The 25,700-nt window shown below is 65.1% G+C and carries 26 protein-coding genes; 8 read left to right on the top strand and 18 right to left on the bottom strand.

Annotated features, from left to right (window positions below; translation table 11 throughout):
* Window positions 1-26: 26 nt before the first annotated feature.
* The 6 genes from NO366_RS11795 to NO366_RS11770 form a co-directional block, all read right to left on the bottom strand.
* Window positions 27-707 (bottom strand): helix-turn-helix domain-containing protein, encoded by a 681-nt coding sequence (locus tag NO366_RS11795; RefSeq protein ID WP_256530989.1) that lies wholly within the window; start codon window positions 705-707, stop codon window positions 27-29.
* Window positions 708-808: 101 nt separating this feature from the next.
* A complete protein-coding gene (locus NO366_RS11790) occupies window positions 809-1,513 on the bottom strand; it encodes an energy-coupling factor transporter transmembrane component T family protein (protein ID WP_256530988.1) in 705 nt (234 codons plus the stop codon).
* 3 nt (window positions 1,514-1,516) lie between these two features.
* Window positions 1,517-2,227 (bottom strand): energy-coupling factor ABC transporter ATP-binding protein, encoded by a 711-nt coding sequence (locus NO366_RS11785; RefSeq protein WP_256530987.1) that lies wholly within the window; start codon window positions 2,225-2,227, stop codon window positions 1,517-1,519.
* Window positions 2,228-2,270: 43 nt separating this feature from the next.
* Window positions 2,271-2,924, bottom strand: a complete 654-nt coding sequence (locus NO366_RS11780) for a biotin transporter BioY (RefSeq protein WP_256530986.1) — start codon at window positions 2,922-2,924, stop codon at window positions 2,271-2,273.
* 271 nt (window positions 2,925-3,195) lie between these two features.
* Window positions 3,196-3,486, bottom strand: coding sequence for a DUF7545 family protein (locus tag NO366_RS11775; RefSeq protein WP_256530985.1), 291 nt, complete (start codon window positions 3,484-3,486; stop codon window positions 3,196-3,198).
* A gap of 72 nt (window positions 3,487-3,558) precedes the next feature.
* Window positions 3,559-3,999, bottom strand: coding sequence for a DUF5799 family protein (locus NO366_RS11770; RefSeq protein ID WP_256530984.1), 441 nt, complete (start codon window positions 3,997-3,999; stop codon window positions 3,559-3,561).
* Between the two features lie 24 nt (window positions 4,000-4,023).
* Here NO366_RS11770 and NO366_RS11765 point away from each other — a divergent pair, with 24 nt between their 5' ends.
* Window positions 4,024-4,161, top strand: a complete 138-nt coding sequence (locus NO366_RS11765; RefSeq protein WP_256530983.1) for a hypothetical protein — start codon at window positions 4,024-4,026, stop codon at window positions 4,159-4,161.
* Window positions 4,162-4,234: 73 nt separating this feature from the next.
* Window positions 4,235-4,666, top strand: coding sequence for an S-layer protein (locus NO366_RS11760; RefSeq protein WP_256530982.1), 432 nt, complete (start codon window positions 4,235-4,237; stop codon window positions 4,664-4,666).
* 242 nt (window positions 4,667-4,908) lie between these two features.
* Here the strand turns inward: NO366_RS11760 and NO366_RS11755 are convergent, their stop codons facing one another.
* Together NO366_RS11755 and NO366_RS11750 are read right to left on the bottom strand one after the other, a co-directional pair.
* Complete coding sequence (locus tag NO366_RS11755; protein ID WP_256530981.1) at window positions 4,909-5,289, bottom strand: OsmC family protein; 381 nt, start codon at window positions 5,287-5,289, stop codon at window positions 4,909-4,911.
* A gap of 204 nt (window positions 5,290-5,493) precedes the next feature.
* Window positions 5,494-6,210 carry a metal-dependent hydrolase gene (locus NO366_RS11750; protein WP_256530980.1) on the bottom strand — a complete coding sequence of 239 codons (717 nt, stop codon included), beginning with the start codon at window positions 6,208-6,210 and terminating at the stop codon, window positions 5,494-5,496.
* A 395-nt stretch (window positions 6,211-6,605) separates the two neighbouring features.
* Between NO366_RS11750 and NO366_RS11745 the strand changes: the two genes are divergently transcribed.
* The 3 genes from NO366_RS11745 to NO366_RS11735 all read left to right on the top strand — a co-directional run bounded on the left by NO366_RS11745 (window position 6,606) and on the right by NO366_RS11735 (window position 11,078).
* Entirely contained in the window at window positions 6,606-6,869 is a 264-nt protein-coding gene (locus NO366_RS11745; RefSeq protein ID WP_256530979.1) for a hypothetical protein, read from the top strand.
* Window positions 6,870-7,107: 238 nt separating this feature from the next.
* Window positions 7,108-9,270, top strand: a complete 2,163-nt coding sequence (locus NO366_RS11740; protein ID WP_256530978.1) for a DHH family phosphoesterase — start codon at window positions 7,108-7,110, stop codon at window positions 9,268-9,270.
* Between the two features lie 89 nt (window positions 9,271-9,359).
* On the top strand, window positions 9,360-11,078 hold the full coding sequence (locus NO366_RS11735) for a tRNA uridine(34) 5-carboxymethylaminomethyl modification radical SAM/GNAT enzyme Elp3 (RefSeq protein WP_256530977.1): 1,719 nt from the start codon (window positions 9,360-9,362) through the stop codon (window positions 11,076-11,078).
* A 54-nt stretch (window positions 11,079-11,132) separates the two neighbouring features.
* On the opposite strand, the gene NO366_RS11730 is transcribed toward NO366_RS11735, so the two are convergent.
* Complete coding sequence (locus tag NO366_RS11730) at window positions 11,133-11,369, bottom strand: hypothetical protein (protein ID WP_256530976.1); 237 nt, start codon at window positions 11,367-11,369, stop codon at window positions 11,133-11,135.
* A 133-nt stretch (window positions 11,370-11,502) separates the two neighbouring features.
* Between NO366_RS11730 and rqcH the strand changes: the two genes are divergently transcribed.
* Entirely contained in the window at window positions 11,503-13,722 is a 2,220-nt protein-coding gene (rqcH, locus tag NO366_RS11725) for a ribosome rescue protein RqcH (protein ID WP_256530975.1), read from the top strand.
* Window positions 13,723-13,870: 148 nt separating this feature from the next.
* Here the strand turns inward: rqcH and NO366_RS11720 are convergent, their stop codons facing one another.
* Genes NO366_RS11720 through NO366_RS11710 form a run of 4 tightly spaced genes read right to left on the bottom strand, consistent with a single transcriptional unit; the run spans window position 13,871 to window position 17,147 of the window.
* Complete coding sequence (locus NO366_RS11720; protein WP_256530974.1) at window positions 13,871-14,593, bottom strand: DUF7519 family protein; 723 nt, start codon at window positions 14,591-14,593, stop codon at window positions 13,871-13,873.
* Window positions 14,590-15,849, bottom strand: coding sequence for a DUF58 domain-containing protein (locus tag NO366_RS11715; protein ID WP_256530973.1), 1,260 nt, complete (start codon window positions 15,847-15,849; stop codon window positions 14,590-14,592). The genes NO366_RS11720 and NO366_RS11715 overlap by 4 nt, the downstream gene beginning before the upstream one ends.
* Window positions 15,846-16,430 carry a DUF7269 family protein gene (locus NO366_RS18655; protein WP_425493186.1) on the bottom strand — a complete coding sequence of 195 codons (585 nt, stop codon included), beginning with the start codon at window positions 16,428-16,430 and terminating at the stop codon, window positions 15,846-15,848. Before NO366_RS18655 ends, NO366_RS11715 begins: the two co-directional genes overlap by 4 nt.
* Before the next feature lie 3 nt (window positions 16,431-16,433).
* Complete coding sequence (locus NO366_RS11710; RefSeq protein ID WP_256530972.1) at window positions 16,434-17,147, bottom strand: DUF4129 domain-containing protein; 714 nt, start codon at window positions 17,145-17,147, stop codon at window positions 16,434-16,436.
* 289 nt (window positions 17,148-17,436) lie between these two features.
* Between NO366_RS11710 and NO366_RS11705 the strand changes: the two genes are divergently transcribed.
* Window positions 17,437-18,504, top strand: coding sequence for an mRNA surveillance protein pelota (locus tag NO366_RS11705; protein WP_256530971.1), 1,068 nt, complete (start codon window positions 17,437-17,439; stop codon window positions 18,502-18,504).
* 97 nt (window positions 18,505-18,601) lie between these two features.
* Here NO366_RS11705 and NO366_RS11700 read toward each other — a convergent pair whose 3' ends face one another.
* The 5 genes from NO366_RS11700 to NO366_RS11680 form a co-directional block, all read right to left on the bottom strand.
* Window positions 18,602-19,342, bottom strand: coding sequence for an MBL fold metallo-hydrolase (locus NO366_RS11700; RefSeq protein WP_256530970.1), 741 nt, complete (start codon window positions 19,340-19,342; stop codon window positions 18,602-18,604).
* Window positions 19,343-19,508: 166 nt separating this feature from the next.
* Window positions 19,509-19,835, bottom strand: coding sequence for a hypothetical protein (locus NO366_RS11695; protein ID WP_256530969.1), 327 nt, complete (start codon window positions 19,833-19,835; stop codon window positions 19,509-19,511).
* Complete coding sequence (locus NO366_RS11690) at window positions 19,832-20,857, bottom strand: helix-hairpin-helix domain-containing protein (protein WP_256530968.1); 1,026 nt, start codon at window positions 20,855-20,857, stop codon at window positions 19,832-19,834. The genes NO366_RS11695 and NO366_RS11690 overlap by 4 nt, the downstream gene beginning before the upstream one ends.
* The gene (locus tag NO366_RS11685) at window positions 20,854-21,795 is read right to left on the bottom strand and encodes a DUF2589 domain-containing protein (RefSeq protein WP_256530967.1); all 942 of its coding nucleotides are present in this window, start codon (window positions 21,793-21,795) and stop codon (window positions 20,854-20,856) included. Before NO366_RS11685 ends, NO366_RS11690 begins: the two co-directional genes overlap by 4 nt.
* Window positions 21,796-21,817: 22 nt before the next feature.
* Complete coding sequence (locus NO366_RS11680; protein ID WP_256530966.1) at window positions 21,818-22,420, bottom strand: DUF2589 domain-containing protein; 603 nt, start codon at window positions 22,418-22,420, stop codon at window positions 21,818-21,820.
* 327 nt (window positions 22,421-22,747) lie between these two features.
* Between NO366_RS11680 and NO366_RS11675 the strand changes: the two genes are divergently transcribed.
* Window positions 22,748-25,627: a DEAD/DEAH box helicase gene (locus NO366_RS11675; protein ID WP_256530965.1), complete on the top strand. Its 2,880-nt coding sequence runs from the start codon at window positions 22,748-22,750 to the stop codon at window positions 25,625-25,627.
* The last annotated feature ends 73 nt before the right edge of the window (window positions 25,628-25,700 follow it).

Below are 25,700 nucleotides of genomic sequence, written 5' to 3'. Positions count from 1 at the left end.
TGGTTCGCGGTTGATCACTCAACACTTTAAGTCCCCTCGGCTGCGTCGGTCGGGACGAGATCGCTGGCCACCGTGTCGGCGAGGAGGTTCGCCTGGCCGCGGCGGAGAATCGTCGAGAGAGCCTGTTCCGAGACGTCGAGCTCGTCTGAAAGCGTTGCAAGCCGCGTCCTGCGAGGGACGTCGAAGTATCCGGCTTCGTACGCCGCTCGCAGTACCTCGCGCTGGCGGTCCGTCATCGAGGGCGAGTCGGCCTCGCTCGTTTCGTCGCGGTAGAGACCGAGCAACCGGAAGTTCAGATCTCGCTCGTCGCACAGCCGACGGTAGGCCGTCAACGACTGTCGGTCCGGGACACGGGCGCGGTAGTACACGTCGTCGCCGGAGCCGGAGATTTCCTGGAAGATGAAGCCCTCGTCGACGGCTCGTGGGTACGTAAGCGCCGTCGCCCCCGCTTCAGTCAGTTCGAGTCGGTAGAGGCGTCGGTCACCCATGTCCGCGAGGAGACACGCCGAGTCCAGCGTCGAATCCCCCGAGAGGACGTCGTCGAGTTCGTCCAGCGTGGCTTCGTCGGCCGTCACCCACGCGGTGAGGATCGGCGTCCCGGTCGAGGAGACGAACTCGTCTTCGATCGTGAACTCCACCGCCGGCACCGTCGTTCGTGCGTTCACGAGGATCGGCGTGTCGAGGGTGAACTCGGCGATGAGACTCATCGGAGCGGCGACTACCACGTACCTCGATAAAAATCACGCGGTGAAAGCGAGTATCGAGAGAGAGAGAGAGAGAGAGAGAGAGCACCCACCGACGCTGACCGTCACCACAGCGGTGACGTCCCGACCGCGAGGGAGAACGCGACGACGAGCCAGTCATCCCGGGAAAACGAGAGGCGAGGGAGCGTCGCGTTCCAGGAGAGACAGCGGGCCTGCATCGCGACGGACAGTCGGTCGGCTCTCGCGAAGGCCCGGGTGAGACTCCGCGCCCCGATGGTGGCCGCACGATCGGGCATCGATCGCTCGGTACCCAGCCGAACCGCCATCGCGTCCCTGATCGTCAGGACGTCGTGTCGTACGACGGGCAGGAAGCGAAACACGAGCGAGACGCCGAGTCCGAGGAGTCGACCGGGCGCACCCGGGACGAGCCGCTGGATCGCTGCGCGCGAGTGGCGCACCGGTGTGGAGCGGACGTACGCGGCACTGACGAGCAGGACGAGGCCGACCCCGTACGCGGCCCGCGCCGTGCGGACACCGCCGGCGACGTCGATCCAGGGTGGCCCGACGGTAACCGCCGCGAGCAGGACCGACAGGGCGAGGAACGCGAAGAGGTGGCGGTACCCGTACAGCACGGACACCGGAGAGAGGCCGGCTGTAGCGAGCGTGCTCCTGGCGAGGACGGTGAGGGCGGCGAGCGTGACGATCGACGGGCGAGCCAGTGCCGCGACCGCGAACGCGACCTGGAAGGCGAGTTTGGCCCGCGGATCCAGGCCGTGAGCGATCGTCTCGTCCGGTTCGTACGCGAGCACGGCTCAGCCCTCCTGGACGCGGGAGTCCTGCGGGTCGTCCGCCGGCGTTTTCAGCCCGCTGTCGAACTCGTCGACCAGCCGAACTCGGCCGTCCTCGAGGGCGACGAAGTGATCGGCCTGGTCGGACACCAGCCGCGGCGTGTGCGTCGAGACGACGATGCTCGTCCCGTCTCGCGAGAGGGTTCGAAGCTGATCGCGAACGGACCGCCGAGCGGGGTCGTCGAGACCGGTGAACGGCTCGTCGAGGACCAGGTGGGTCGGCTCCATCGCGAGCGCGCCCGCGATCGCAACGCGCGCCTGTTCACCACCCGAGAGGGCGTCGATACGGTCGGTCGTCCGGCCCTCCATGTTCACGGCCGCGAGCGCACGGTCGACACGGTCGTCTATCTCGCGGCGGTCGAGACCAAGGTTCTCGGGGCCGAACGCGACGTCCGCCCCGACAGTCGCCGCGACGAACTGGTCGCGAGGGTGCTGGAACACCATCCCCACGGCCGTTCGCGCTGCGACGAGGTTCTCGGAGACGATGCGGCCGTCGACGCTGACAGTCCCGGAATCGGGGACGAGTAACCCGTTGGTGAGACGCAAGAGGGTCGACTTGCCGCTCCCGTTCGGACCGACCAGGACGGCGAACGCCCCGTCGTCGATCGTCAACGAGACGTCCGCGAGCACGGTTGTATCGCCGTAGGCGTACGTGACGGTATCGAACGCTATCATGGCAGGTCAATGGCGACCGACGGGAGTCGGGTGGACGGTCGGATCACGTGAGATCGATGGGTCCGGCTCTGACGACCAACAGTGCGGCGATCAGTTTGAGGAACTCGACCGGGAGGAACGGCACGACGTACTGGACCGTCGCCGTGGCCGGCGAGAGGTCGAGGAGGATCGTGACGTAGGCGGCTCCGAACGCGTAGACGACGAGCGCGCCGACAGCGAGTGCGAAGACGAGTACCGGGAGCGGAGCGTCGGCCGGATCGCGAACGATTACCCGATCGAAGAAATCGTTCCTCTCGCCCGGACGCCAGGGCCACCCGGAGCCGAGACCGAGACCCGCCCGACCGTGAACCGGGACTCCGATGACGAACGCGGCGACGGGGTACGAGAGGAGGAACCCGCCCGTGTTTCCGAACAGGATGCCGAGGCCGGCATCTCCGCCCGAGTAGACCGGGGCGCCGACGGCGCCCGCGGCGAGGTACAGGAGCATCGAGATCGATCCCCAGACGGGCCCGAGGTAGAGGCCTGCCAGGAAGACGAACAGGACCTGCAGCGTGACCGGCGCCGGCGAGAGCGGCGTCTGTAGTTCCGCGATCGCGGCGACACCGGTCAGCGCTGCGAAGACTGCCGCGCGAGCGAACGGCCTGACGATCGACGCCGGGACGAGCTCGACGGAGTCGAATCGGTGATCGGTCGACATACCCGCCACTTCCCGTAAACCGTACTAACTGCTTTGGTTTACGGAGGAGTCGGGGTGCGTTCGAGTATTCGATGCGACTGACCCATTCGATGGGACTGACCCCGCGAGAGTACTCGATGGTGACCTACTCGTGAGAGTGCATGAGGGAGACGCGTAACGGGTTCGACCGGACGACGACCCCACCCGGCGCTACCGTACTGTCGACGGCAGCCAACACGCGGGTAGCGACCGTCGTCCGCGGTAGGCGATGCGCGAGTGGGGCGAAGGGGATCTAGTGGTGGTGACCGGTCGCTTCGGCATAACTGACGCCGAACCGTTCCTCGAACAGTTCCATGGCGAGTTCCTCCTGTGCGACGAGGTCTTCGTCTGCGTCTTCACCGTGGTGTACGAGGTGATGCGCGCGACTCGCGAACGAGAGCAGGGTGATGTCGCCGACCGTCTCAGCAGATGACTGCTCGCCTTCGGCGAGGAGCGAGACGAGTCCAGTCGGGATCGTCACGTCGTCGACGTCGCCGGCTTCCGATTCGATGCTGAACGTCGTGGTATCTGCCTGTTCGACCATACCGCTACACTCACGGCCCGGCCTAAAGGTCCTGCGGCTGTCGTCGCCGGCCGGTCGCGCAGACGCCACCGTTCACGTGGAGGCGGCGAGTTCGAGAATTTCGTTCCACCGGCCGTTCGATTCGAGTTTCGACTGGAGTGCGCCAGCGTACTCCTGTGCGAGTGCATCCGCAGCCTGGCGCTCTTCCTCGGAGACGCCGTCGTCACCCATGCCGACCGCCGACTTGATCGAATCGATCAACCCCGAGCGGCCGGACTCGCCGCCCGCACCGCCGAGACCCGCTGATTGCGTCCGGAGAGACTCGAACTCCGGGAGGACGTGTTCGACCTGTTCGGTGTTCGCGACGAGTCGCGCGGACTCCGGGTCGTCCGCCCCCTCGATCTCGAACGTCGTCGCAGTCATGATCAACGACCACTCCTGATTCGTAAAGCGTGAGTCGGCTATCCGATTCGAAAATTCGCGATCGAGCGCCATACGTTCGCCGACGATGCGATCGGTCCACGATTCAGTCATACACATCGATTTCCGTCGATCCGTATGAGCGTTTCCCACCGGACCTACAGCGACGAGGTCGTGGGAGAGTACGATACCTCGAAGACCGTCGACGGCACGCAGTGTGTGACAATTACATACACGAGAGAGGTAAAAGTTGACAAAGTACACGTCAGAGAGTGACTCATACACATATCGGCAGAAAGTTCCGGTTCGGTTCAACGAATTTATATATGGACCGTGTTTCGGTTCGTATATGGTTCGACAAACCTCCACGCGACGGCAGTTCACGACAGGACTCGCTGCAATTGGTTCACTCGCACTCGCCGGGTGTCTCGACGGGGACTCGGAAGACGAGTCGCCAGCGGACGATTCGAGCGGTGACCTCTCGGACTGGGAACCGACCGACCGGTACACGGTCACGATGCACTTCGAGAACGAAGCTGGCGAGCCGATCTCGTCGGGCATCGAGGGGACGGCCGAACCGGAGGACGGAAGCAAGGCGGCCTACACCATCACGTCGACCGGGATCGAAGAGGGAACGCTAAGCGACAAGCTGGGCGAAGGCGAGTACACGATCACCGTCACGAGCACCGACGGGAGCTTCGACGACGTCGAGAAGGACGTCACGGTCGAGGGCGAGACGGACGTCACGTTCGTCCTCGACGGTGCACAGCCGGCCGAATAACGACAGTACCGTTCTCGGTCACTTTTTTGCCGATCGGATCGGGGACAGTCGCATCACTTCGACGGGAGCGAACGAACGACCGGAGAGAGCCCAGCTAGCGGTCAGAGCGTCGACGAGCGTCGCAGACGACGAGCGTACGACCGGCTACGAACGTACGAACGGTTACGAACGTACGACCGGCCACGAGCGTACGACCGGCTACGAAGGGAACGGAAAGCGATACGAAATCGATCTCGGCCGCGTTACAGGTTCATCTCCGCGTGCAGCTGTGGCTTCAGGGCGTCGTGAACCTTGCACAGTTCGTTCGCACGCTCGATGACGGCAGCCGCCGTCTCCTCGTCGAGGTCGGGTTCGACGTCGATATCGAACGAGATCGACGCCAGTTTGTCGTCGTCGTTGAGGTCACCCGTCGCGTCGATACGGATACGTCCGAGGTCGCCCGCGTCACGCTGTTCGCCGGCGACGCGGAGGGCCGGAACGTAACAGGACGCGTACGCGCCGAGCAGCGCTTCGAGGGTGTCGGGCGCCTCCTCCGCGGTCGCGTCGACCGTCCACTCGAAGTCGCCGGTGTCGTTCGTCGAGGCGTACCCCTCGTCGGAAACCGTGGTCACGTTCTTTGACATGCACTCTATCCGACGACGGCCCGACGTGTAAACGTTGTTCCTTCGCCACGGCGGCTGTGGTCCAGCGTCCCCGGGCATTCGGTACGTGCGGGCCGGTGACATTCGACCGATCCGGCCACTCGCTGGACACAGACCGGTGCGTGAGTCTGAGTCTGTCGGTTCAGGCCTACGGACACAGCGAACACGTACCGTCCCTCGTCGGTCTCAGGAGAGATCGAACGACTCGTCTCCTTCCATGACGACAACGGACGCGTCGCTCCCGGTCGCTCGCACTTCCGTCTCGAACTCGTCCGGGTTCTGCTCGATCGGCGGGAACGTATCGTAGTGTTGCGGGAAGGCGTAGTCGACGTCGAGCCAGTCGACGGCGACTGCAGCCTGCGAGGGGCCCATCGTGAAGTGATCCCCGATCGGGACGGCGACCGCGTCCGGGTCGAGGTACGGAGCCACAACGTCCCGAAGCTCGCTGAACAGACTCGTATCGCCCGTGTGGTAGAACGTCGTCGCTCCGTCGGCAGTCGGATCCTCGTCGCTGATCAGAAAGCCTGCGGGCATCCCTGCGCTCGAGGCGTAGTCGGTCATGATGCCGTTCGTGTGGTCGGCACGGTGCATCGTGACGAACGCATCGCCACACTCGACGGTTCCGCCCAGATTCATCCCCATTCCACCGACGGCGTCCTCGTAGCCGAACTCGTCCTTGCAGTACGAGACGAGTTCGGGTGTCGCGACCAGCGTCGCGTCGGCGAACGCGCCCGCGTCGGCGATGTGATCTGCGTGACCGTGCGTCAACAGGACGTAATCCGGGTCCGTTACGTCCCCCGGTTCCAGCGATGTCTTCGGATTGTCGAAGAACGGATCGATCAGCAGCGACGTTTCGCCAACGGTTACGGACCACGTCGAGTGGCCGTGCCAGGTGAGTTCCATGGACGATTCGAGATACCGGTCAAAATCCCTTAAAAGTACGAGATTTCGTCGTTCTCGCCCCCGCTGACGGCTGACTGATAGATCACACTCGGTCGTACACACTCGATACCACGAGTTAGCCCGCGCCGGTGGCCGTCAGCGCGTATCGAACCTGGATAGACGTCCATTGGTGTGCGGTCACAGACGGCCGGAATCGACGGCCCTCCGAACCATCAATCGAGCAACTGCCCATCGCAGAGACCGCATCGAACCGCTACCGATATCGAAGACGGGCGTCGAAGCGACGTCTCGTCCGGATTTGGGACCGACGTCCGAGATCGAAGGACGCTCACAACCGAATCGATCCGTCGGCTCATCGCCCGGCTTTATCCCGTCCCGGTCCGAAGCGGTGGTCGATGCTGACACTGGAACTCGACCCGTTCACGGTCGAGGTGAAAGACGGTTCGATCAAAAACGTCGGTCCGACGAACAAGACGACCACAGTCAAACTGTTCGACGTCGAAGAGGCACACGCGCGCGAGTTCGGCGATAAGCGGGTGAAGTTCGAATTCACCGACGACGCGGGCAACGAGGTGCAGGTCGCACTCTTTCCCGACGAGGTGCGGTCGCTCGCGGCCGAGATAGACGAACTCGAATCCGAGTCGGCCGTCTTCGAGTGAGACACGTCGGTCGGCTTCGAGTGAAACACGACTCGGAGGGATACTCGACGTCGGATCAGTCAGAGCCCAATTACTACACCTCGCGCGTGCGCCCAATCCGCGGCCGCCTGATGGGCCCCGAGAGGTAAACCTGGTGCGAATCGACGGAGGCGACGACGGTGACCGCCGATCCTGGCGTCGGTCGGTGGCGAGTCCGATTCGACAACCGTTTTACGCTCAATCCATTTTACTGGGGTAGATGGGTACCTGCATCATCTGCGACACGCCTGTCGACGGCGAAGTTTGCGAGGTCCACGAAGAGGACGTCTGTTTCGTCTTCCGTGGCGACGACCCCTCGCAACTGACCCCCAACCGGTACTACCGGGGGACCGTCGACGGGTACGCCGACTTCGGCGTCTTCGTCGATATCGGCCCCCGTGTCACCGGCCTGTTGCACCGTAGCGAACTGGATAGCCGACTCGAAAGCCTCGAGTGGGAACCCGGCGACACCGTCTTCGTCCAGGTCCTCTCGGTCCGCGACAACGGCAACGTGGACCTCGGCTGGTCCATCCGCGAATCGGCAGACGAGTTCCGCGGAACGATCGTCGACGATCCCGAAACGGGCGAGCGACTTCCCGACGAGGAAGAGACGGCGTCGACCGAGACGGACGAGACGCCGACCGAGACGGACGAACCGACGAGCGAGGACGATCGGAGCGCCCGAACCGAAGACAGCGCTGGGGTCGACGCTAGCGCCGCCGAACACACCGACACTCCCGCGAGTGCGACGAGTACCTCCGGGAACGCCTCCGCGGGCGGACAGGACGGCGGGACCGTCGCCGCCGGCAGTGGAAGCGCGGTGGCCGTCGCCGACGAAGAGCCCCACGATCGGGCGTCCGACGACGCCGACGCCACGCTCGCGCGGACGACGATCGATTCACTCGAGGACAAACTCGGGACGATCGTCCGACTCGAAGGCGAGATCGCGAGCGTCCGCCAGACGAGTGGCCCGACCGTCTTCGAACTGAAAGACGAGACGGGCATCGTCGAGTGTGCCGCGTTCGAAGAGGCGGGCGTTCGCGCCTATCCCGACGTCGACGTCGACGACGTCGTCTCGCTCGAAGGCGAGGTCGAACGACACAACGGCGACCTCCAGATCGAAACCGAAGCGCTGACCGTCCGGACGGACGACGACGCGGCCGCGGTTCGATCGCGACTCGATGCGGCGATCGAGGACCAGGCGAGACCGGCGTCGGTCGAGCCGTTCGGCGACCTCGAGGCGATCGCCGCCGTCGAAACCGAACTCGGAGACGCGGCGACGGCGATCCGGCGGGCCGTAATGGAGAGTCAGCCGGTCGTCGTCCGCCACAGCGACACGGCCGACGGCTACGCGGCTGCCGCAGGACTGGAACACGCGATCCTTCCGCTCGTTCGAGACAAACACACCCGAGACGACGCCGTCTACCACTACGTCGAGCGCCGCCCGCTCGACGGCTCTCGCTACGAGATGAACGACGCGACGGGTGACGTCACGTCGTTGCTCGACGCGAAGGAGCGCCACGACGAACAGGTGCCGCTGGTCGTCGTCGTCGACGCCGGGAGCACGGAGGCCTCCCGAGAAGCCTACGAACTGCTCGATCGGTACGGAACCGAGCACCTCGTCGTCGACGCGGGCCGCGCCGACGACCTGTCCGACGTCGTCACGACGACGGTCACGCCGTCGACCCACGACGTCTCGGTCGAAGACTGTACGACCACGGCGCTCGCGAGCACGCTCGCGTCGGCCGTCAACCCCGACGTCCGCGACGAGGTCGCCCACCTCCCCGCCCTCAGTTACTGGGAGTCGCCGCCCCAGTCGTTCGTCGACCTCGCGGCCGACGCCGGCTACGACGAGACGGCGCTCGAAGACCGACGGAACGCCGTCGCCCTCGAGGCACACTACCAGTCGTACAACGGCAAACGCGAACTGATCGCCGACCTGCTGTTCGACACGGACGGGGATCTCGCTACCCACGTCTCCGGCCAGTTCCGCGACAAGCTCGAGACCGAACTCGAGACCGCTCGCGAGAACGCCGGCGTGCGCGGGACGAACGGCGTCACGATCACCGTCCTCGACACGGCCAAGTACACCCATCGGTTCGACTTCCCACCGACGGGGCTCCTCCTCGACGAACTCCACCGGCGCGAACGCGGACGGACGGACCCGCCGTTCGTCACGCTCGGTGTCGACGAGACCGAACTGCACGTTCGCGCGACCGAGTCCGTCGACGTTCGTGACCTCGGCGAGACCATCGCCGACGCGCTCCCGAACGCCGGCGTCCACGTCGTCGGCGGCGCTGATGGCCACGTCGAGTTCCTGAAGGGTGAACGAGCGGCCGTCCACGAGGCCGCCGTCGACGCACTCGGCGAACTGCTCGGGTAGAACCATCACCGTCCTGCGGATCGATACACCCGATAGCTGGTGCTATCGGTCCGATACGCTTATTCGCGGCCGTCCACCACCATCGCGTAGTGAGTACCGAGACGTCCGATCCGACCGAGACGGAGGCGTTCGAGCGGGTCTGTGAGACGCTGGTCGAACGGATTCTCTCGGGGGAGATCGACCGAGAGGACGTCGAATCGGCGAAGTTGCAGGCGTGCTCCGAGTACTCCGCGCCGAAGGTGCCGAAGAACGCGGAACTGCTGGAGTACGCCCCGGACGAGCAGCGTGAGACGCTCGAATCGGTCCTGCAACGAAAGCCGGTCAGGACGGCCTCGGGCGTCTCGCCCGTCGCGATCATGACCTCGCCCGCGCGCTGTCCGCACGGAAAGTGTCTGTACTGTCCGGGCGGCCCGGACTCGGAGTTCTCCTCCTCGCAGAGCTACACCGGCCAGGAGCCGGCGGCCGCGCGCGGGGTCCAGAACGATTACGATCCGTACGGCCAGGTTACGCTCCGCTTAGAGCAGTTACGCCAGATAGGACACCCGGTCGACAAGGTGGAACTCATCCTCATGGGCGGGACGATGACCGCGCGCAGTCACGACTACCAGGAGTGGTTCGTCAAGCGGGCGTTAGAGGCGATGAACGACTACGACGTCGAGAAAGAGCCCGAGCCCGCCGAGGGCGTGAGCTTCGCGCAGGATCCCGAGGAGTACGAGTGGCGATACATAGAAGACGTGATCGCCGAAAACGAGACGAACGAGATCCGTAACATCGGGACCACGTTCGAGACCAAGCCCGACTGGTGCGACCCGGAACAGATCGATCGCATGCTCGATCTCGGGGGGACGAAGGTCGAGGTGGGCGTCCAGACCACATACGAGCGTATCAACCGCGAGATGCACCGCGGCCACGGCATCCAGGAGTCGATCGACGCCAACCGCCGCCTGCGCGACGCGGCGTTCAAGGTCGGGTTCCACATGATGCCCGGCCAGCCGGGGATGAGCAAAGAGATGTGTCTCGAGGACTTCCGCGAACTCTTCGCGAACGAGGACTGGAAGCCCGATTACTTGAAGATCTACCCGACGCTCGTCGTCCGCGGCACCGCCACCTACGACTGGTGGCACCGAGACGAGTACGATCCCCTGACGAACGACGAGGCGGCCGACCTGGTCGCCGAGATCAAGGACATGATCCCGCGCTACACGCGCCTCCAGCGCGTCCAGCGGGACATCCCCGCGGACTTCATCGACGCCGGCGTCTGGAAGTCGAACCTGCGCCAGCTCGCCAGACAGCGCATGGACGAACACGGCTGGTCCTGTGACTGTATTCGCTGTCGCGAAGTAGGGATGAACGACGCGGAACCCCAAACCGTCGACCTGGACGTGATGACCTACGAGGCCTGCGGCGGCACGGAGCACTTCATCTCCGTCGAGGACTTCGACCAGAACCTCCTGATCGGCTTCTGTCGGCTCCGTTTCCCGAACGACCCCGTCCGCCCCGAGCTCGACGACGCCGCGCTGGTTCGCGAACTCCACGTCTACGGCAGTGAGGTGAGCGTCGGGAGCGAGCCGCAAAGTGACCCGGAATCCGCGAGCGGACAGGGCACGCAGCCAAACAACGCCGCCAGCGACGGCGGTCAGCACCAGCACCGCGGCTACGGCCGTCGACTGATGGAGCGAGCCGAGGACCTCGCCGCCGACGCCGGGTTTTCCAAGCTCTCGGTCATCTCGGGTATCGGCGCCCGCGAGTACTACCGCGAGAAACTCGGGTACCACCAGGACGGCCCCTACGTGAGTAAGCGGCTCTAGACAGTCTCTCTCGCGTCTCGGGCGATAGACGGACTACCCCCTATAGTAGCCGCCCTAACACCGCTCCCCCCAGTCACGCCAATCCAGGTCGTCGTGGAGCGTCACTTCGATCTCCATGCTGCAGTCCGGACAGTAGAACGCCACCGATCGACGACCCGGATCGAACTCAGTCCACTCGTCGTGGCGCTCACAGCCGACGCGCAGCCCGCGTTCGGGGTCGGCGAGCTGCTCGACGCGATACGGGCCGACGTGGGCGGACGCATCGGGATCGTGGTCTCGGGACACTGTCACGGACACCCGGAGGCGCTGCACCGACCTAATTCCCCGGCCGGAATAGTCGGCCCAGTCACGGAATCGATCCACGGTCGACCTGGGTGCGAGTCGGAGCGACACCCCTTTTTGGGGCGGAGCGACAGTGGACAGTATGGATCCGAAGCGGGAACTCTCGAGCGTCGACCTCGCCGCCGTCGTCGGCGAGCTCTCCGAACTGGAGGGGGCGAAGGTCGACAAGGCCTACCTCTACGGCGACGACCTCGTGCGCCTCAAGCTGCGGGATTTCGATCGCGGACGGGTCGAACTCTTCATCGAGGTCGGCGAGACGAAGCGTGTCCACACGGTCGCCCAGGAGCGCGTGCCGGACGCGCCGGGTCGGCCGCCACACTTCGCGAAGATGCTCCGGAACCGGCTCTCCGGGGCCGACTTCGCCGGCGTCTCGCAGTACGAGTTCGATCGCATCCTCGAGTTCGTCTTCGACCGCGAGGACGCCACGACCCGACTCATCGTCGAGTTGTTCGGCGAGGGCAATGTGGCCGTCACCGACGACGAGTACGAGGTCGTGGACTCGCTCGAGACGATCCGACTGAAGTCGCGCACCGTCGCCCCCGGCGCTCGCTACGAATTCCCCGAGTCGCGGGTGAATCCGCTGACCGTCTCCCGTGAAGCCTTCGACCGGCAGATGGACGACTCCGATACGGACGTCGTCCGAACGCTCGCGACGCAGCTCAACTTCGGCGGCCTCTACGCCGAAGAGCTCTGTACGCGCGCCGGTGTCGAAAAGACGATGGACATCGACGACGCCGACGAGGCCGAATACGAGAGGCTCTACGGGGCGATCGAACGACTGTCGATCGACGTCAGGAACGGCGCGTTCGATCCGCGGCTCTATCTGGAACGCGAGGACGAAGAAGGCGAAAACGGGGACGACAGCGGGACTGACGACGAGGCTGACGCAACAGCGGACACTGACGACGAGGACGAGACCGAGGCGTCCGGTACGCCTGTCGACGTGACGCCGTTCCCGCTCGACGAACACCAGCAAGCGGGACTCGAACCCGAAGCGTTCGACTCCTTCACCGAGGCCCTCGACGAGTACTTCTACCGGCTGGAACTCGCCGAGGAGGAGTCAGCCGAGCCGACCAGCCAACGGCCCGACTTCGAGGCCGAGATCGCGAAGCAACAGCGCATCATCGAACAGCAGGAGGGTGCGATCGAGGAGTTCGAGCGCGAGGCCGCGGCCGAACGCGAGCGCGCCGAGTTGCTCTACGCGAACTACGGCTTCGTCGACGAGATCCTCACGACGGTCCGCGAGGCCAGAGCCGAGGGCACACCGTGGGCGGAGATCGAGGAACGATTCGCCGCCGGTGCCGAGCAGGGAATCGACGCGGCCGAGGCGGTCGTCGGCGTCGACGGCGCGAACGGCCGCGTGACGATCGATCTCGACGGCGAACGGATCCCGCTCGATGCCGAAGACGGCGTCGAGAAGAACGCCGATCGCCTCTACACCGAGGCGAAGCGAATCGCCGAGAAGAAGGAAGGCGCTCAGCAGGCGATCGAGAACACCCGCGAGGACCTCGCCGACGTCCGCGAACGCAAGGCCGCCTGGGAGGCCGCCGACGGCGAAGGTGGCGCCGATACCGGGGGCGACGACTCGGACGAAGACGACCGCGAGATCGACTGGCTCTCACGCTCGTCGATCCCGATCCGCGAGAACGAACCCTGGTTCGACCGCTTCCGGTGGGTCCACACCAGCGACGGCTTCCTCGTCATCGGCGGCCGGAACGCCGACCAGAACGAAGAGCTCGTGAGCAAGTATCTGGAACCCGGCGATCGCGTCTTCCACACGCAGGCCCACGGCGGGCCGGTGACGGTCCTGAAGGCCACGGATCCCAGCGAATCGTCCCGTCCCGACATGGAGTTCCCAGAGACGAGCATCGAGCAGGCCGCCCAGTTCGCCGTCTCCTACGCGTCGGTCTGGAAGGACGGTCGCTACGCCGGCGACGTCTACTCCGTCGACGCCGATCAGGTGACCAAGACGCCCGAGAGCGGCGAATATCTGGAGAAGGGCGGCTTCGCAATTCGGGGCGACCGGACCTACCATCGAGATACGCCGGTCGGCGTCGTCGTCGGCATCCAGTGTGAGCCCTGGACCCGCGTCGTCGGTGGACCGCCGGCCGCGATCGCAGACCGGGCGGTGACCACGATCGAGGTCGAACCCGGCCAGTTCGCCCAGGGCGACGTGGCAAAGCGGATCTACCGCGAATTGCGCGAACGCTTCGCCGACGAGTCGTTCGTCCGCAAGATCGCAAGCCCGGATCAACTTCAGCACTTCCTGCCGCCGGGCGGCAGTCGGATCAAAGACGATTGAGAGCCGGACAGTCGGAGTCCCTGTCTCCGACCCGGAGACGCCGCTGGTCCCGCAGTGACCCTCGATTTCCGATCGATCGGCTCGATCGCGTCCGGCGATCAGCCGCACGCGCGAACGATCGACGGGACATGACCCACCGGCCACCACATCACGATTCCGACGTGCGCGGGGCGTGTGAGAGAACAAGCGTAAACGCGACCGTCGCTACGAGGACGAGCAGGACGCCGAAAACCGTGCCACCAGCCGCCGGAATCATCGAGGCACCGACGGTGAGAGCGATGGCTGCCCCACCGACGAGAACGCTCGGCATCGTCCGGACCACTTCCACCGGCGCCGTCGTCGCGCCGGGACCGAGTGCTCGCCCTACCGATACCGCCCGGTCGGCGGCGTCCCAGGACAGCACGACCGACGTGACCGCGAACGCCGATCGCAAGATCGGCGGCTCACCGATCGTCGCATTCGCGAGCACCCCACCGAGCAGCAGGACGACGCCGAACATGGCGCACTGACGCGCCCATCGAACGACGATCGAAAACATCCCGACGGTGAGGAACGCGACGCCGAGACCGCACGCGATGATCGGCAGCACCGTCGCCAGCGATGGTGAGAGTGCGACGATACCGACGAGCGCACCGCCGACGACGAGCGGGCCGACGACAGTGGCTACGCGTCCGACGAACCGGTAGCGACGGCGCCGAAGGACGATCCCACACGCGTAGAGTCCCGAACCGATCCCGGTGAGGAGCAACGGTGCCTGCTGAACGGGTCCGGTCGAGCCGACGATGGCGGCGCCGAAGGCGGCGAGACAGGCGACTGCAGCGCTCAGAACAGCTGGTCGCGGATCAGTCGGGTGGGCAGGAATCCGACTCATCGCCCCACGCTCCGCCGGATCGTCGGCTCGAGGGGCGTTTCGGGGTCCCAGTCGACGACGGGAACGTCGGCTCGCCGAAGGGTGGCGATACGATTTCTGCGCCGGAGTTGCGAGAACGCGGTGGCGAGGGAATTCCCACTCGTGACGTCCGGTGAAACGACCGCGACGGAACAGCCTCGTTCGCGGAGTCGACGCGAGATCTCGACCGGAACGTCGTCGCAGAGGGGTGAGAACAAGACGACGCCCCAGTCCGCGCGAACGGCCGGCTGGAGCGTGCTGACGTGGGCGTCGACACACCCGTCTTCCGTCCGACGGTCCGGTGGCTCGAGCGACAGCGTAGTGTCGTCTTCGAGCGTCCGTTCGATATTCCCGACGTGGTGAGAACACGTTCCAGGCGCGAGCCACGTCGACTCGGCCGACAGAATCGACAACCCCACGGGCGTTCCGGCGGCTGTCACCGCGTCGAGTACTTCTCTGGCTGCAACGCGTTCGTACAACACTGCGTGTGGTTCGGCCGGACCCGCCGAGAGATAGCACTCGCGCCTCGCATCCACGCAGAGGACCACCGACTCGGTTCGCTCCTCGCGATAGCTGACCGTCGATAACGAACCGGATCGTGCGTATCGATTCCAGTCGATCCGTCCCGGTGGATCCCCAAATCGATAGGATCGGACCGTGGAGAACTCGACCCCGCTCCCGGTCGTCGCGCCAGCCGTGGCGCCGGGACGATTCCCGACGACCCGTTCTAACGGAATCGTCCGGACCGGCGACCGGCACGAAATCGCAGTCGACGTCGAGAGCGTCGTCACCATCGCCAGCCGGCCGCTAACGTCCCTGACGACCGCCGTCACCGGTTCGAATCGGTGGACGCCGTGTTTCGGTTCGACGCGATAGGAAAACGTCGTCGACTCACCGGGCCCGAGAACGGCTCCGTGGCGGGGCGTACCGTCACGGACGGAGAGCATCGGTGGGACCCCGTCGAGCACTCGAACGTCTGCGAGCGGCTGTGGGCCCTCGTTGCGAACCGTCACGGTGACCTCGACGGACTCCCCGTGGGTTGGGTCCGTGGGGGCTAGATGGTGGTCGACGGAGAGCGAGACGACAGGGTCCCTCGTGAGATGTGAATAGCCCACGAAAACGATAGGGGGGATCGCCAGGAGCACCAACGCCGACTCCGCTAGCAGGACGCCGACGGCGATCGCCGATAACGCGACGATGACCGTGCCGTTCCATCGACCGGTCCGTCGACGGATCATCGACGGTGTCCCTCCCGTTCGAGGCGCACGATCGCTCGGACGGCTCGCAGCGCGCGAGTCTTGAACAGCACCCGATCGACCACGGCCCGGACGGGCGTCCGTTCCGACCCCCGATCGCGTCGAACGAACGATTCGGCGACCGGATCGCTCGTCCAGTCCCCTCGTTCGATCGTTTCACGTGCACTTCGGGGTGTGCCGTTCGATCGTCTCCAGATCGCTCGAACGGCCGCCTGACGGATATCCGTCCGGAGACGCCGCCGCGTCTGGCGCGGCAACGTCACCGACCAACGACTCTCGAGGCGCCGTTCGAACCGAGCGCCGGGAGTCGGCGTCGACACTACTCGTTCAGGCGGCGCTCCGTTCGCGTCACCCGATACGTCCACACCTCCCAGGACGAGCGGCACGTAGAAGCACACGATCGTCAGGACTCCCGTGAAGAACAGGGTCACGACGACTTCGTCGTCTCGAGGCCACGGAGCGGGTGGGACAATTGGAACGAACAGCACTACTCCGAGCCCCAGACAGAGTGAGAAGATCCCGATCGCGGTCAGCGAACGGCGACCGATCGAAATGGGATCCATCGCTCACTCCCCCTCGATCCGTCTCAGGTGCTCGTTCGCTCGGTCCCGGTCGTCCGAAGATGCCGTCGAACGCCCGTACCTGACCTTCCTGAACAGGTCGGTCAGTTCGCGAGCGACGGACGGATCGATCCCCGCGTCGACGGCTGCACGCTGCCACTCTGCGGGCGTTCGACTGCGTGGAGTATCGACGTCGAGCGCTTGGATCATGGCTACCCAGGCCCGTGACACCTCGTCCGTCGGTTCGGCGGGCGGCCACTCACGCCCCACGTCGTTGCGTCGTGGCGCCGTGCCCGCTCCGTACCGCCACCCGTCCAGCGCGGACACACCCCATATGACTACCGACCGAATCAGTGATTCGCCGCGAGAATCCGGAAGTCGTCGCACGGCGAAAGACAGGAGGACCGCACCCAAACCGAGCGCCAGCGCGGGCAACGCGTTCGGGTACAGGAACTCGAGCAACGCGACGAAGACCCCGGTCATGTCGCCGGTACCGGCAGGGACCGTTGGCTCCCTCAACTCGATACCGAACAACTCGAACACCGCGGCCAAGAGCATAAACAGCATCCCGAACAGCGAGACACCCGAGTCGGGTCGCTCAGCAGACGGCGACTCGTACGGCGACGAGATCGACACCGTTTCGAGCGCCGACCCGGCGATCCCCAGCGAGAGAATCGAGAGAAACGTCGCCACCAGCAGCAGGACCCGTCCGTGTCGCATTCGTCTGTAAGTATTACCCCACACCGACGTATAAATATGTGCCGGGGAACGAGTACAGTGGAACGGGTGAAGCCGTACCACGCCGAGCAGTGGGCCACCGTCGCATGCGAAGACGGACGTCACGGTCACTCGGGAATCGAGCCACGCTTGGTCGGACTATCGTAGCCCCGAAGCCGTCGACCGCGTCACCGATGCACGCCGGAAACACACTCACTGGCGCACTGCCAACCAATCGCCGCGGTGGGTCCGAATAACAGCACCTTTCACCGCGCCGGTTCGACGGTGACCCATGCAGGTCAGAGACCGGGAGCGACTCGATGGCGGTCGGGAGCGACTGACCGTCGTCCCGGAGAACGTCGACGACCTCTGGCACCTCCAGTACGTCCTCGAGCCCGGCGACCGCGTCGCCGGCGACACGACCCGTCGGATCCAGCGCAACGACGACAAGATGCGCGATACGGGCGGCGAGCGAGAGCCCATGTGGGTCGCGCTGGCGGTCGAGGACGTCGAGTTCCACCGCTTCGCGAACCGGCTCCGCGTCGGCGGCGAGATCGTCGCCTGCTCCCGCGAGGATCAACTGGGCTTTCAGCACACACTGAACGTCGAAGAGCGCGACGAACTCTCGATCGAGAAGTACTGGAAACCCGATCAAGAACGGCGCCTCGAGGAGGCGGAGGAAGCGACCGAGAACCCCGACGTCGCCATCGCGACGGTCGAAGAGGGACGAGCCCACGTCCACAGCGTGGCCCAGTACGGCACCGAGGAACGCGCGACGATCACGGGCTCGACGGGCAAGAACGAGGACGCCCAGGATCGGACCGCGCTCTTTTCCGAGCTGACGGACGTCCTCCGACGCCTCGACGTCGACGCGATCATCCTCGCCGGACCTGGCTTTACCAAGCAAGACGCCCACAAATACGTCGAGGACGAGGCACCCGAGGTCGCAGAACTGATCACGATGGTCGACACGGCGAGCGTCGGTGACCGTGGCGTTCACGAGGTGTTAAAACGCGGTGCCGTCGCAGACGTGCAACAGGAGACGCGAATCGAGACCGAAGCCGAGGCGATCGACGAACTGACCCGCCGGATCGCCGAGGGGGCGAAGGCCGCCTACGGACCCAACGAAGTCGAGAAAGCGGCCGAATTCGGCGCGATCGAACGGCTCCTGGTTCTCGACGATCGGCTCCGAAAAGAGCGCGGTCCCGACCGCGAGTGGGCCGTCGACGTCGACGACCTGGTCCGGACGGTCGAACAGAAAGGCGGTGAGGTGACCGTGTTCTCGAGCGAGTTCCCGCCGGGACAGCAGCTCTCGAACCTTGGCGGCATCGCAGCACTCCTGCGGTATCGGATCGATTGAGGAACCGGCTCCCACTCCAGTCGAAGAACCGGGGACCGGATCGATCGAGACGCCGACCACCAAACCGCTCGAAGAACCGACTCGCCGACGAACGCACTCACGATTCGATCGTCACGCGCTGGAGGTCCTCGGCGAATCTGACGTCGCCGTCGAAGTGAGTCGCGATCGAGCGGCGCATCTCCTCGTGGCGGCCCTGCGTGTGCGGGTAGAGGTGCGTGAGGTAGAGCCGCCCGAGTTCGACGTCGGCGAGCGCCCGGCCGAGGTCACTCGGCGTCGGGTGATTCGAGACGTCGACGTCGTCGGGGAACGAGCAGTCGTGGGCGAAGATTGCACACCCATCGGCGAAGTTCGCCAGTCCGGTGAACGCCTCGCTGTCGCCGCTGAAGGTGAAGCGATCGTCGAACCGATAGGCCAGACAGGGCAGCGAGTGGCGCGTTTCGTACGTAGAGACGTCGAATCCCGCGACCGAGACCGTATCGTCGGGGACGACCTCGCGAACCTGGAGGTCGAGTCGGCCGTCCATGTACTCGAAGACGGAGAGGAGATCGTCGACGAGGGCTTTCGTCCCCTGCGGGCCGACGATCTCCAGATGCTCCTCGCCCGCGAGCCACCGGGCCTTCATCAGCGGGAGGAGGTCGGCGACGTGGTCCAGGTGGTGGTGCGTGAGCAGCACCGTCGAGACGGCTTCGTATCCCACGCCCGACTGCTCCAGCCGGTGGAGGACCCCAGATCCGCAATCGATCAGCACGGTCCGACCGTCCTCCTGGACGAGAATTCCTGCCTGGAAACGGTCGCCCATCGGCATCGCGGAGCCGGTCCCGAGGAAGGTCACCTGCATACGGAGATATCGGAACGGATCGTGGAAAAACGTTCCGACGGCATCGGGACGGAGACTCCGAGGGTGCCCATTCGTCGCCGCCTGACCGACGCCAGTGTCCGAATGCCGACGAGCACCGCCGTCTCGGCCGGGTTCGTCTCATCCGCCTCCCGCTCGTCTCGTCGGATCACTCGACGTCGACGTTCTCGAGCCCGTCCGGGTCCTGCGCGAGTTCTTCGGTCGGGTTCTGTGCGACAGCCGTCCCCAAGGCACCGATGCCCTCGTTGTCGCCGCCAATCCAGGTGACACTGCCGTCCGGTTCGAGAAAGCCGAAGCGGCCACCCTCGTCGTCGATAACCAGGACGCCGGCGAAGAAGCCGTTCTCGCCCTCCGCGACCGTCGCTTCGTACCCCTGTGCCTCGAGTTGATCGCGGTAGCGTTCGAGGCGCGTCTCGAGTTCGGCTCGATCGCTCATCGTCAACTGCTCGAAGTAGGTTCCAAGGTTTCCTGTCATCGTTCTTCGTCGTCGGTCGTCTCCGTTTCGCCGATCGTCTCTGCGTCGTCGTTCGTCTCGGGGTCGCCGGTCGTCTCAGTTTCGTCGATCATCCCGGTTTCGTCGGTCGATTCACGCTCCGCCGACGTCATGGCCGAATCGTCGGTCGGTGGGGATGCATCACTCTCTCCCGGTTCGTCGGACGAGCGCTCCGCCACGTCCGCCTCGGTCTGTTCCAACTCTGCGAGGAGATCCTCGGCCGCCGCGAGCCACTCGCCGGTCCGATCGGTCGAGATCGAGCGGGACGCGGTACTGACCAGGTCTGCGACCTCGTCGGGTGAGCGATCGACCAGTTCCGAGAGCGTCTCGATCCCGTGTTCACGGAGGCGACTCCCGTAGGCCGGTCCGATATCGTCGACGAACTCGACCGGCTGGGCGCCCCCGGAGAGGACCGCAATCATCCCGCGAGCCTGTTCGATCCAGTCGCTCGCGCGATCGGGCGAGACGACGCCGCCCTCTTCACTGACGATCTCGGCCAGTTCCTCGGGCGAGTGGACGACGAGGTCGGCGATCGACTCGACGCCAGCCGCCTCGAGATCGTTCGAGAATTCCGGGCCGATCCCGCGGACGGCGTCCACCGACTGGCTCTCGATGTCGCCAATCGGCCCGCCACCGGGTCCACCCGGACGCGAACGACCGGGCGGTACCCCATCGTCCAGTACGTCCTCGTACTCCAGGTTCTCGAAGTCGTCGATGTCGACCAGGTCGAACAGTTCGACGGTGAACGTCAGCCCCGACTCGTCTCCCTCCGTCGGTTCGGTGATGTAGATTTCCGTCCCGTGTTTGGTCTCTTCGGCCGCGAGTCCGACGTCGAGTGTGACGCTCGCGTCGGCCGCGTGGTAAACGGGGACCGCACCGTCCTTCGGGATCGCTCCCGTCTCGAGGAGTTCGAGGTAGCGCCTGCGGCCGTGCTCCTGAGCCTGCATCTCCGCCTCCGAGAACGAATCGTACAACGCGGCGAGGAATCGGGTCAGTTCGGTCATTCTTCTGACGCCTCCTCGTCGCGAAGGTGTTCGATCCGACGCTCGATGGCCCGTCGAGCAGTCTTTCGGTTCCGACCCGTCCGCTCGGCCTCGAGGAGCGACCGCGCGTCGTCGATATCGTCCACCTCGGCGACCGTCTCTCGAAGCTCGGAGACGGTGTATTCCGACGGATCGCCGACCGCTCGATCGGCCGAATCGGCCGACTGCCCCGCGAGCTGATCGCCCGTCTCCGATCCCTCGTCGTCGGACTCGTCGGGAGTTGCTGGAGTACGAACGGGAGCCGTGGCGTCCGCATCCGGCGTCGGTTGGCTCGCAGTCCCATCGCGACCGGGCACCGGAGACAGGCCGCCACCGTCGGTTTCCTCACGACGCGTCTCGGCAAGCTGTTCGGTTCGCGCCTCGTCGATCCGGTCGGTCGTGGCGGTCGCAGCCACCCGTTCGAGTCGATCCATCCCCGCCGACTCGTTTCGCAGCTCCGCGACCATCCGGACGGTCAGGTCGTAGGTCGAGCGCGTCTTGCGGTCGAGCGTCGTCTCCTGGTCGGACGGTGTGACGCGGAGTCGCGGCGGCCGGATCGGTGTGAGGCGGTGGCGAGACGCGGGTTCGACGCTATCGGATTCGGCCTCTGTACTCTGTACCTTCGTAATCTTCGCCGAGAACTCCTCTTCGATCTCGTGGATCACGAGGTTGGGAAGGGAGAGAAAGAGCAGGAGTGGAATCTCGATCTCTCTGGCCACCCGGCGCGTGCCGCCCGCCGGGTCGGATTCGGTCGTCGTGTACCCGAAGGTCACCGTGACGAGATTGCCCGCCTCGTCGTAGCCGTGTTCGCGCAGGAGTTCGACGGTCTCCGTCTGGGCCTCGACGCTCGCGTCGATCGCGGCGATCAGCGGACCGCTAAACAGCGCCGACAGCGGGAGGTTCTGTAGTTCCTCCGTCACCGATCATCACATCCCGGTTGCATTATGAGGGAGTCTCGACGTCGTCTTCGGACTGTTCCGTGATCGTCTGTTCGAGGACGTCGAGCAGCCGCGTGACACCTTCCGGAGATTCGATCGACCCGGCCTCGATGTGGACGGACTGGTCGTAACTGCGTTCGATCTTCTGCTGGCGCTTGTCGGTTTTCTGGTAGCTGGCACCGACGTTGAAACCGATGATACCGCCGACCAGGCCGCCGACGCTGCCACCACCGCCGCCCTCCTCTTCGACCTGCCGCATGTGCGTCGAGTTGAGCGAGACGTTGAAGTCGACGGTCACGTTGCTCACTTCGAAGTAGGGCACGTGGAGCAACAGCAGGAGCGGAATCTTCATCTCGAACTCCTGGGTCTCGACCTCCCCGTCCGTGTTCGTGGCGTCCTTCTTGTAGTGGAACGTGACGTAGACCGGTTCGCGCTGGGCGTCGAACGTGCCGAAGCTATCCGTCTCTGTGAATCCGACGTCCTGAATGAACTGCGCCGCCGTCTCCGAAGCCTCCGCGTTGGCCTCCACGGCCGCGTTCAACGGTGCGCCGAGTATCTTGCTGTACGGAATGTTTCCCAGTTCTGATGGAAAGTCGGGGTCTGCCATTGTATCCCGGTCGAACGTGGGTTGGTAGGGGCGATAAATATTTGTCTCCAGTTATTATTTTTTATAAACTTCGCCGGAGACCGATATCGCCTATATTTATAGGTTCTATCTCCCCATTGTGCGAGTATAATACAATAATTTCGATTGATAGTCAATGTATCTAAAAATGGGAAGGTGCGTGATCCGCCGGTACGTCTACGTCTGCTCGGTCGTCCGCGGGCACCGAATCAATCGCGTCCGCGGGGCGCCGGTATATGGAGCCTACACAGGTTCACTTTCACTCCGCCGACCCAACCCTCTTTGGCGCTCGCGTCCCAGGGTACCTCGATGGAACCCTCCGAGTCGGTCGACCTCGACGGGCGGTTGCCGGTCGACACCGACGCGGACATCGCCGATCGCGACGTCCTGGACCTGTTCGAACCCGCCGTCCAGGAGTGGTGGATCCGCGAGTTCGGCGAGTACGTCCCCGAGAACGGCGGCTTCTTCACGCCGCCCCAGCGCGAGGCCATCCCGAAGATCCACGACGGGACGAACACGCTCGTCTGTGCGCCGACGGGCAGCGGAAAGACGTTGAGTTCGTTCAGCGCGATCATCGACGAACTCTTTCGCCGCGATCGCGAGCGGGCCGACGGGCTGGACAATTCGGTCTACTGCCTGTACGTCTCCCCGTTGAAGTCGCTCGCCAACGACATCCACCGCAACCTCACCCGGCCGCTCTCCGGTATCGAATCGATCATCGAGGAACGGGGCGACGACGTCGGCGAGATCCGCCACGCGATCCGCCACGGCGACACGCCCTCGTCCGAGCGCCAGAAGATGTTGGACGAGACGCCGCACATCTTGAACACGACGCCCGAGACGCTCGCGATCTTGCTCAACTCGCCGAAGTTTCGCGAGAAGCTCCGGACCGTCGAGTACGTCGTCGTCGACGAGATCCACTCGCTCGCCGAGGGCAAACGCGGCACGCACCTCTCCGTGAGTCTGGAACGACTCGAAGCGATGGCCGAGGGCGATATCACGCGTATCGGCTGTTCGGCGACGATCGACCCGCTCGACGACGTCGCCGAGTTCCTCGTCGGTCGCGAGGTACCCGCCGACGCGGCCGACGATTCGCTGCCCGGCGAGCCCCGTGAGTGCGAGATCGTCGACGCCAGGTTCGCCCGCGATTTCGACCTCGAACTGGAGTGTCCGACGGACGACCTCATCAACACGCCACGAGATATCGTCCAGGACCGCTTCTATCGGCGACTCCACGACCTGATCCGGGACCACACGAACACGCTGGTCTTCACGAACACCCGGTCGGGCGCCGAACGAGTGCTCCACGAGCTGCGTGAGCGCTATCCCGGTCCAGGAGGTGATGGCCGCTCCGACGACGGGACGAACGACGAAACGGGCGACGGGACGAACGACGAAACGAACGAGAGAGCGACAGCTGACGCCGCGAGCGGATACGACGAGGCGAACTCCGCCTGTCACCACGGCAGCCTCTCGAAGGACGTTCGGCAGAGCGTCGAAGCGAAACTCAAGTCGGGCGAGCTGGACGTCGTCACCTCATCGACGTCGCTCGAGCTCGGCATCGACATGCCCCACGTCGACCTGGTCGTCCAGGTCGGCTCCCCGAAGAGCGTCGCCGCACTCCTCCAGCGCGTCGGCCGCGCGGGACACCGTGTGGGCCAGACCGTCACCGGGCGCGTGATCGCGCTCGATCGCGACGAACTCGTCGAGTGCGCGGTCATGCTTACGAAGGCCGAGGAGGGGTTCGTCGACTCGGTGTCGATCCCCGAGAACGCCCACGACGTGGCCGCCCAGCACGTCTACGGGATGGGCATCGCGGAGATCCGTCCGGAACGCGAGGTGAAAGCCATCCTCCGCCGGGCCTATCCGTTCCGAAACTACGACGACGAGCGCTACGAACGCCTGATCCGGTACCTCACCGCCGACTACGCCGGCCTCGAGGATCGCAACGTCTACGCGAAAATCTGGCGCGACGAGAACGACCCGCCCGACGGCGAGCACCACTACGCGGAGTACCCGGTCGGCGAGACGCTGATCGGCAAACGGGGCCGACTCGCCCGCGTCATCTACATGACGAACATCGGGACCATTCCCGACTCGTTCACCTGTAGCGTCTACACCCGCGCGAGCGACGAGTGGGTCGGCCAGCTCGACGAGGACTATCTCGACACACTGGAGAAGGGCGACGTCTTCGTCCTCGGCGGCAACCACTTCGAGTACCGCTACCGACGTGGGTCGAAGGTGTACGTAGACCACACTCGCGCCAGACCAACCGTCCCCTCCTGGTACTCCGAGCGGCTACCGCTCTCGACGGACCTCGGTCGCGAGATCCTCGACTTCCAGCGCGAGTTGCTATCGCACTACGAGGCTGGCGGTTCGGCCCGTGTCCGGGCCTGGCTCCGAGACGTTCCGCTGGACGACGACAGCGTCCGGGCGCTCGCGCGCCTGTTCGACCAGCAGTGTCGGTACGGGGGGACGGAGAGCGTGTCGACCGACGACCGACTCGCGATCGAGATCGAACGAAATCGCGACGAGTACGAGCGCCACTACTACGTCCACTCGAATTACGGTCGACGGGTCAACGACGGCCTCTCGCGATTGCTCGCGTATCACTGCGCCCAGGAGGCCACCGCGAACGTTCGCGTCGCCGTCGCGGACAACGGTTTCGTCCTCTCCATGCCGCTGAATCGCAAGGTCGACGTCCCCGGTATCCTCGCCGACCTCGACCCCGAGAGCGTCCGCAGCGACCTGCGAGATGCGCTCTCCGGGACGGACCTCCTACAGCGGTACTTCCGGATCAACGCCACACGCTCGCTGATGATCCTCAAACGCTACAAGGGCTACGAGAAGTCCGCCAGCGAACAGCAGGTCTCGAGCGAGATGCTGCTCGGCTTCGCGGAGGGCCTCGAAGACTTCGCCGTCGTCGAAGAAACGTACCGCGAGATACTGGAAGACAAACTCGCGGTCGACGAGATCGAATCCATCGTCGACGCCATCGACGCGGGCGAACTGACCGTCACACGGTCCCTGTTCGACTCGCCGACGCCGCGAGCGTTCGGCCTCGCGACGCTCTCGGCCAGCGACGTCGTCCTCGCCGAAGACGAGAGCGCCGCCCTCCAGTCGTTCCACGATCGCGTCCTCTCGGAGATCGACGCCGCGACCCCGACCGGCGTCGCCACGGACGACTGAACGGAGACCTCGCTCCGAACCAGAGCCCGTTCTCGCTGCCGCTGTCAACGTCTCGTTGCCGCTGTCAACAGTT

Source organism: Halovivax cerinus (genome assembly GCF_024498195.1).
In the GTDB taxonomy this organism is placed as follows: domain Archaea; phylum Halobacteriota; class Halobacteria; order Halobacteriales; family Natrialbaceae; genus Halovivax; species Halovivax cerinus.
Note: the sequence above shows the minus strand (reverse complement) of the source record. Positions and strands in the feature narration are given on the sequence as shown.

Coding starts and splice junctions, on each gene's coding strand:
- NO366_RS11795 (WP_256530989.1), bottom strand. CDS start 707: ATGAGTCTCATCGCCGAGTTCACCCTCGACACGCCGATCCTCGTGAAC.
- NO366_RS11785 (WP_256530987.1), bottom strand. CDS start 2,227: ATGATAGCGTTCGATACCGTCACGTACGCCTACGGCGATACAACCGTG.
- NO366_RS11780 (WP_256530986.1), bottom strand. CDS start 2,924: ATGTCGACCGATCACCGATTCGACTCCGTCGAGCTCGTCCCGGCGTCG.
- NO366_RS11775 (WP_256530985.1), bottom strand. CDS start 3,486: ATGGTCGAACAGGCAGATACCACGACGTTCAGCATCGAATCGGAAGCC.
- NO366_RS11770 (WP_256530984.1), bottom strand. CDS start 3,999: ATGACTGAATCGTGGACCGATCGCATCGTCGGCGAACGTATGGCGCTC.
- NO366_RS11765 (WP_256530983.1), top strand. CDS start 4,024: ATGAGCGTTTCCCACCGGACCTACAGCGACGAGGTCGTGGGAGAGTAC.
- NO366_RS11760 (WP_256530982.1), top strand. CDS start 4,235: ATGGTTCGACAAACCTCCACGCGACGGCAGTTCACGACAGGACTCGCT.
- NO366_RS11755 (WP_256530981.1), bottom strand. CDS start 5,289: ATGTCAAAGAACGTGACCACGGTTTCCGACGAGGGGTACGCCTCGACG.
- NO366_RS11750 (WP_256530980.1), bottom strand. CDS start 6,210: ATGGAACTCACCTGGCACGGCCACTCGACGTGGTCCGTAACCGTTGGC.
- NO366_RS11745 (WP_256530979.1), top strand. CDS start 6,606: ATGCTGACACTGGAACTCGACCCGTTCACGGTCGAGGTGAAAGACGGT.
- NO366_RS11740 (WP_256530978.1), top strand. CDS start 7,108: ATGGGTACCTGCATCATCTGCGACACGCCTGTCGACGGCGAAGTTTGC.
- rqcH (WP_256530975.1), top strand. CDS start 11,503: ATGGATCCGAAGCGGGAACTCTCGAGCGTCGACCTCGCCGCCGTCGTC.
- NO366_RS11720 (WP_256530974.1), bottom strand. CDS start 14,593: ATGAGTCGGATTCCTGCCCACCCGACTGATCCGCGACCAGCTGTTCTG.
- NO366_RS11715 (WP_256530973.1), bottom strand. CDS start 15,849: ATGATCCGTCGACGGACCGGTCGATGGAACGGCACGGTCATCGTCGCG.
- NO366_RS18655 (WP_425493186.1), bottom strand. CDS start 16,430: ATGGATCCCATTTCGATCGGTCGCCGTTCGCTGACCGCGATCGGGATC.
- NO366_RS11710 (WP_256530972.1), bottom strand. CDS start 17,147: ATGCGACACGGACGGGTCCTGCTGCTGGTGGCGACGTTTCTCTCGATT.
- NO366_RS11705 (WP_256530971.1), top strand. CDS start 17,437: ATGCAGGTCAGAGACCGGGAGCGACTCGATGGCGGTCGGGAGCGACTG.
- NO366_RS11700 (WP_256530970.1), bottom strand. CDS start 19,342: ATGCAGGTGACCTTCCTCGGGACCGGCTCCGCGATGCCGATGGGCGAC.
- NO366_RS11695 (WP_256530969.1), bottom strand. CDS start 19,835: ATGACAGGAAACCTTGGAACCTACTTCGAGCAGTTGACGATGAGCGAT.
- NO366_RS11690 (WP_256530968.1), bottom strand. CDS start 20,857: ATGACCGAACTGACCCGATTCCTCGCCGCGTTGTACGATTCGTTCTCG.
- NO366_RS11680 (WP_256530966.1), bottom strand. CDS start 22,420: ATGGCAGACCCCGACTTTCCATCAGAACTGGGAAACATTCCGTACAGC.
- NO366_RS11675 (WP_256530965.1), top strand. CDS start 22,748: ATGGAACCCTCCGAGTCGGTCGACCTCGACGGGCGGTTGCCGGTCGAC.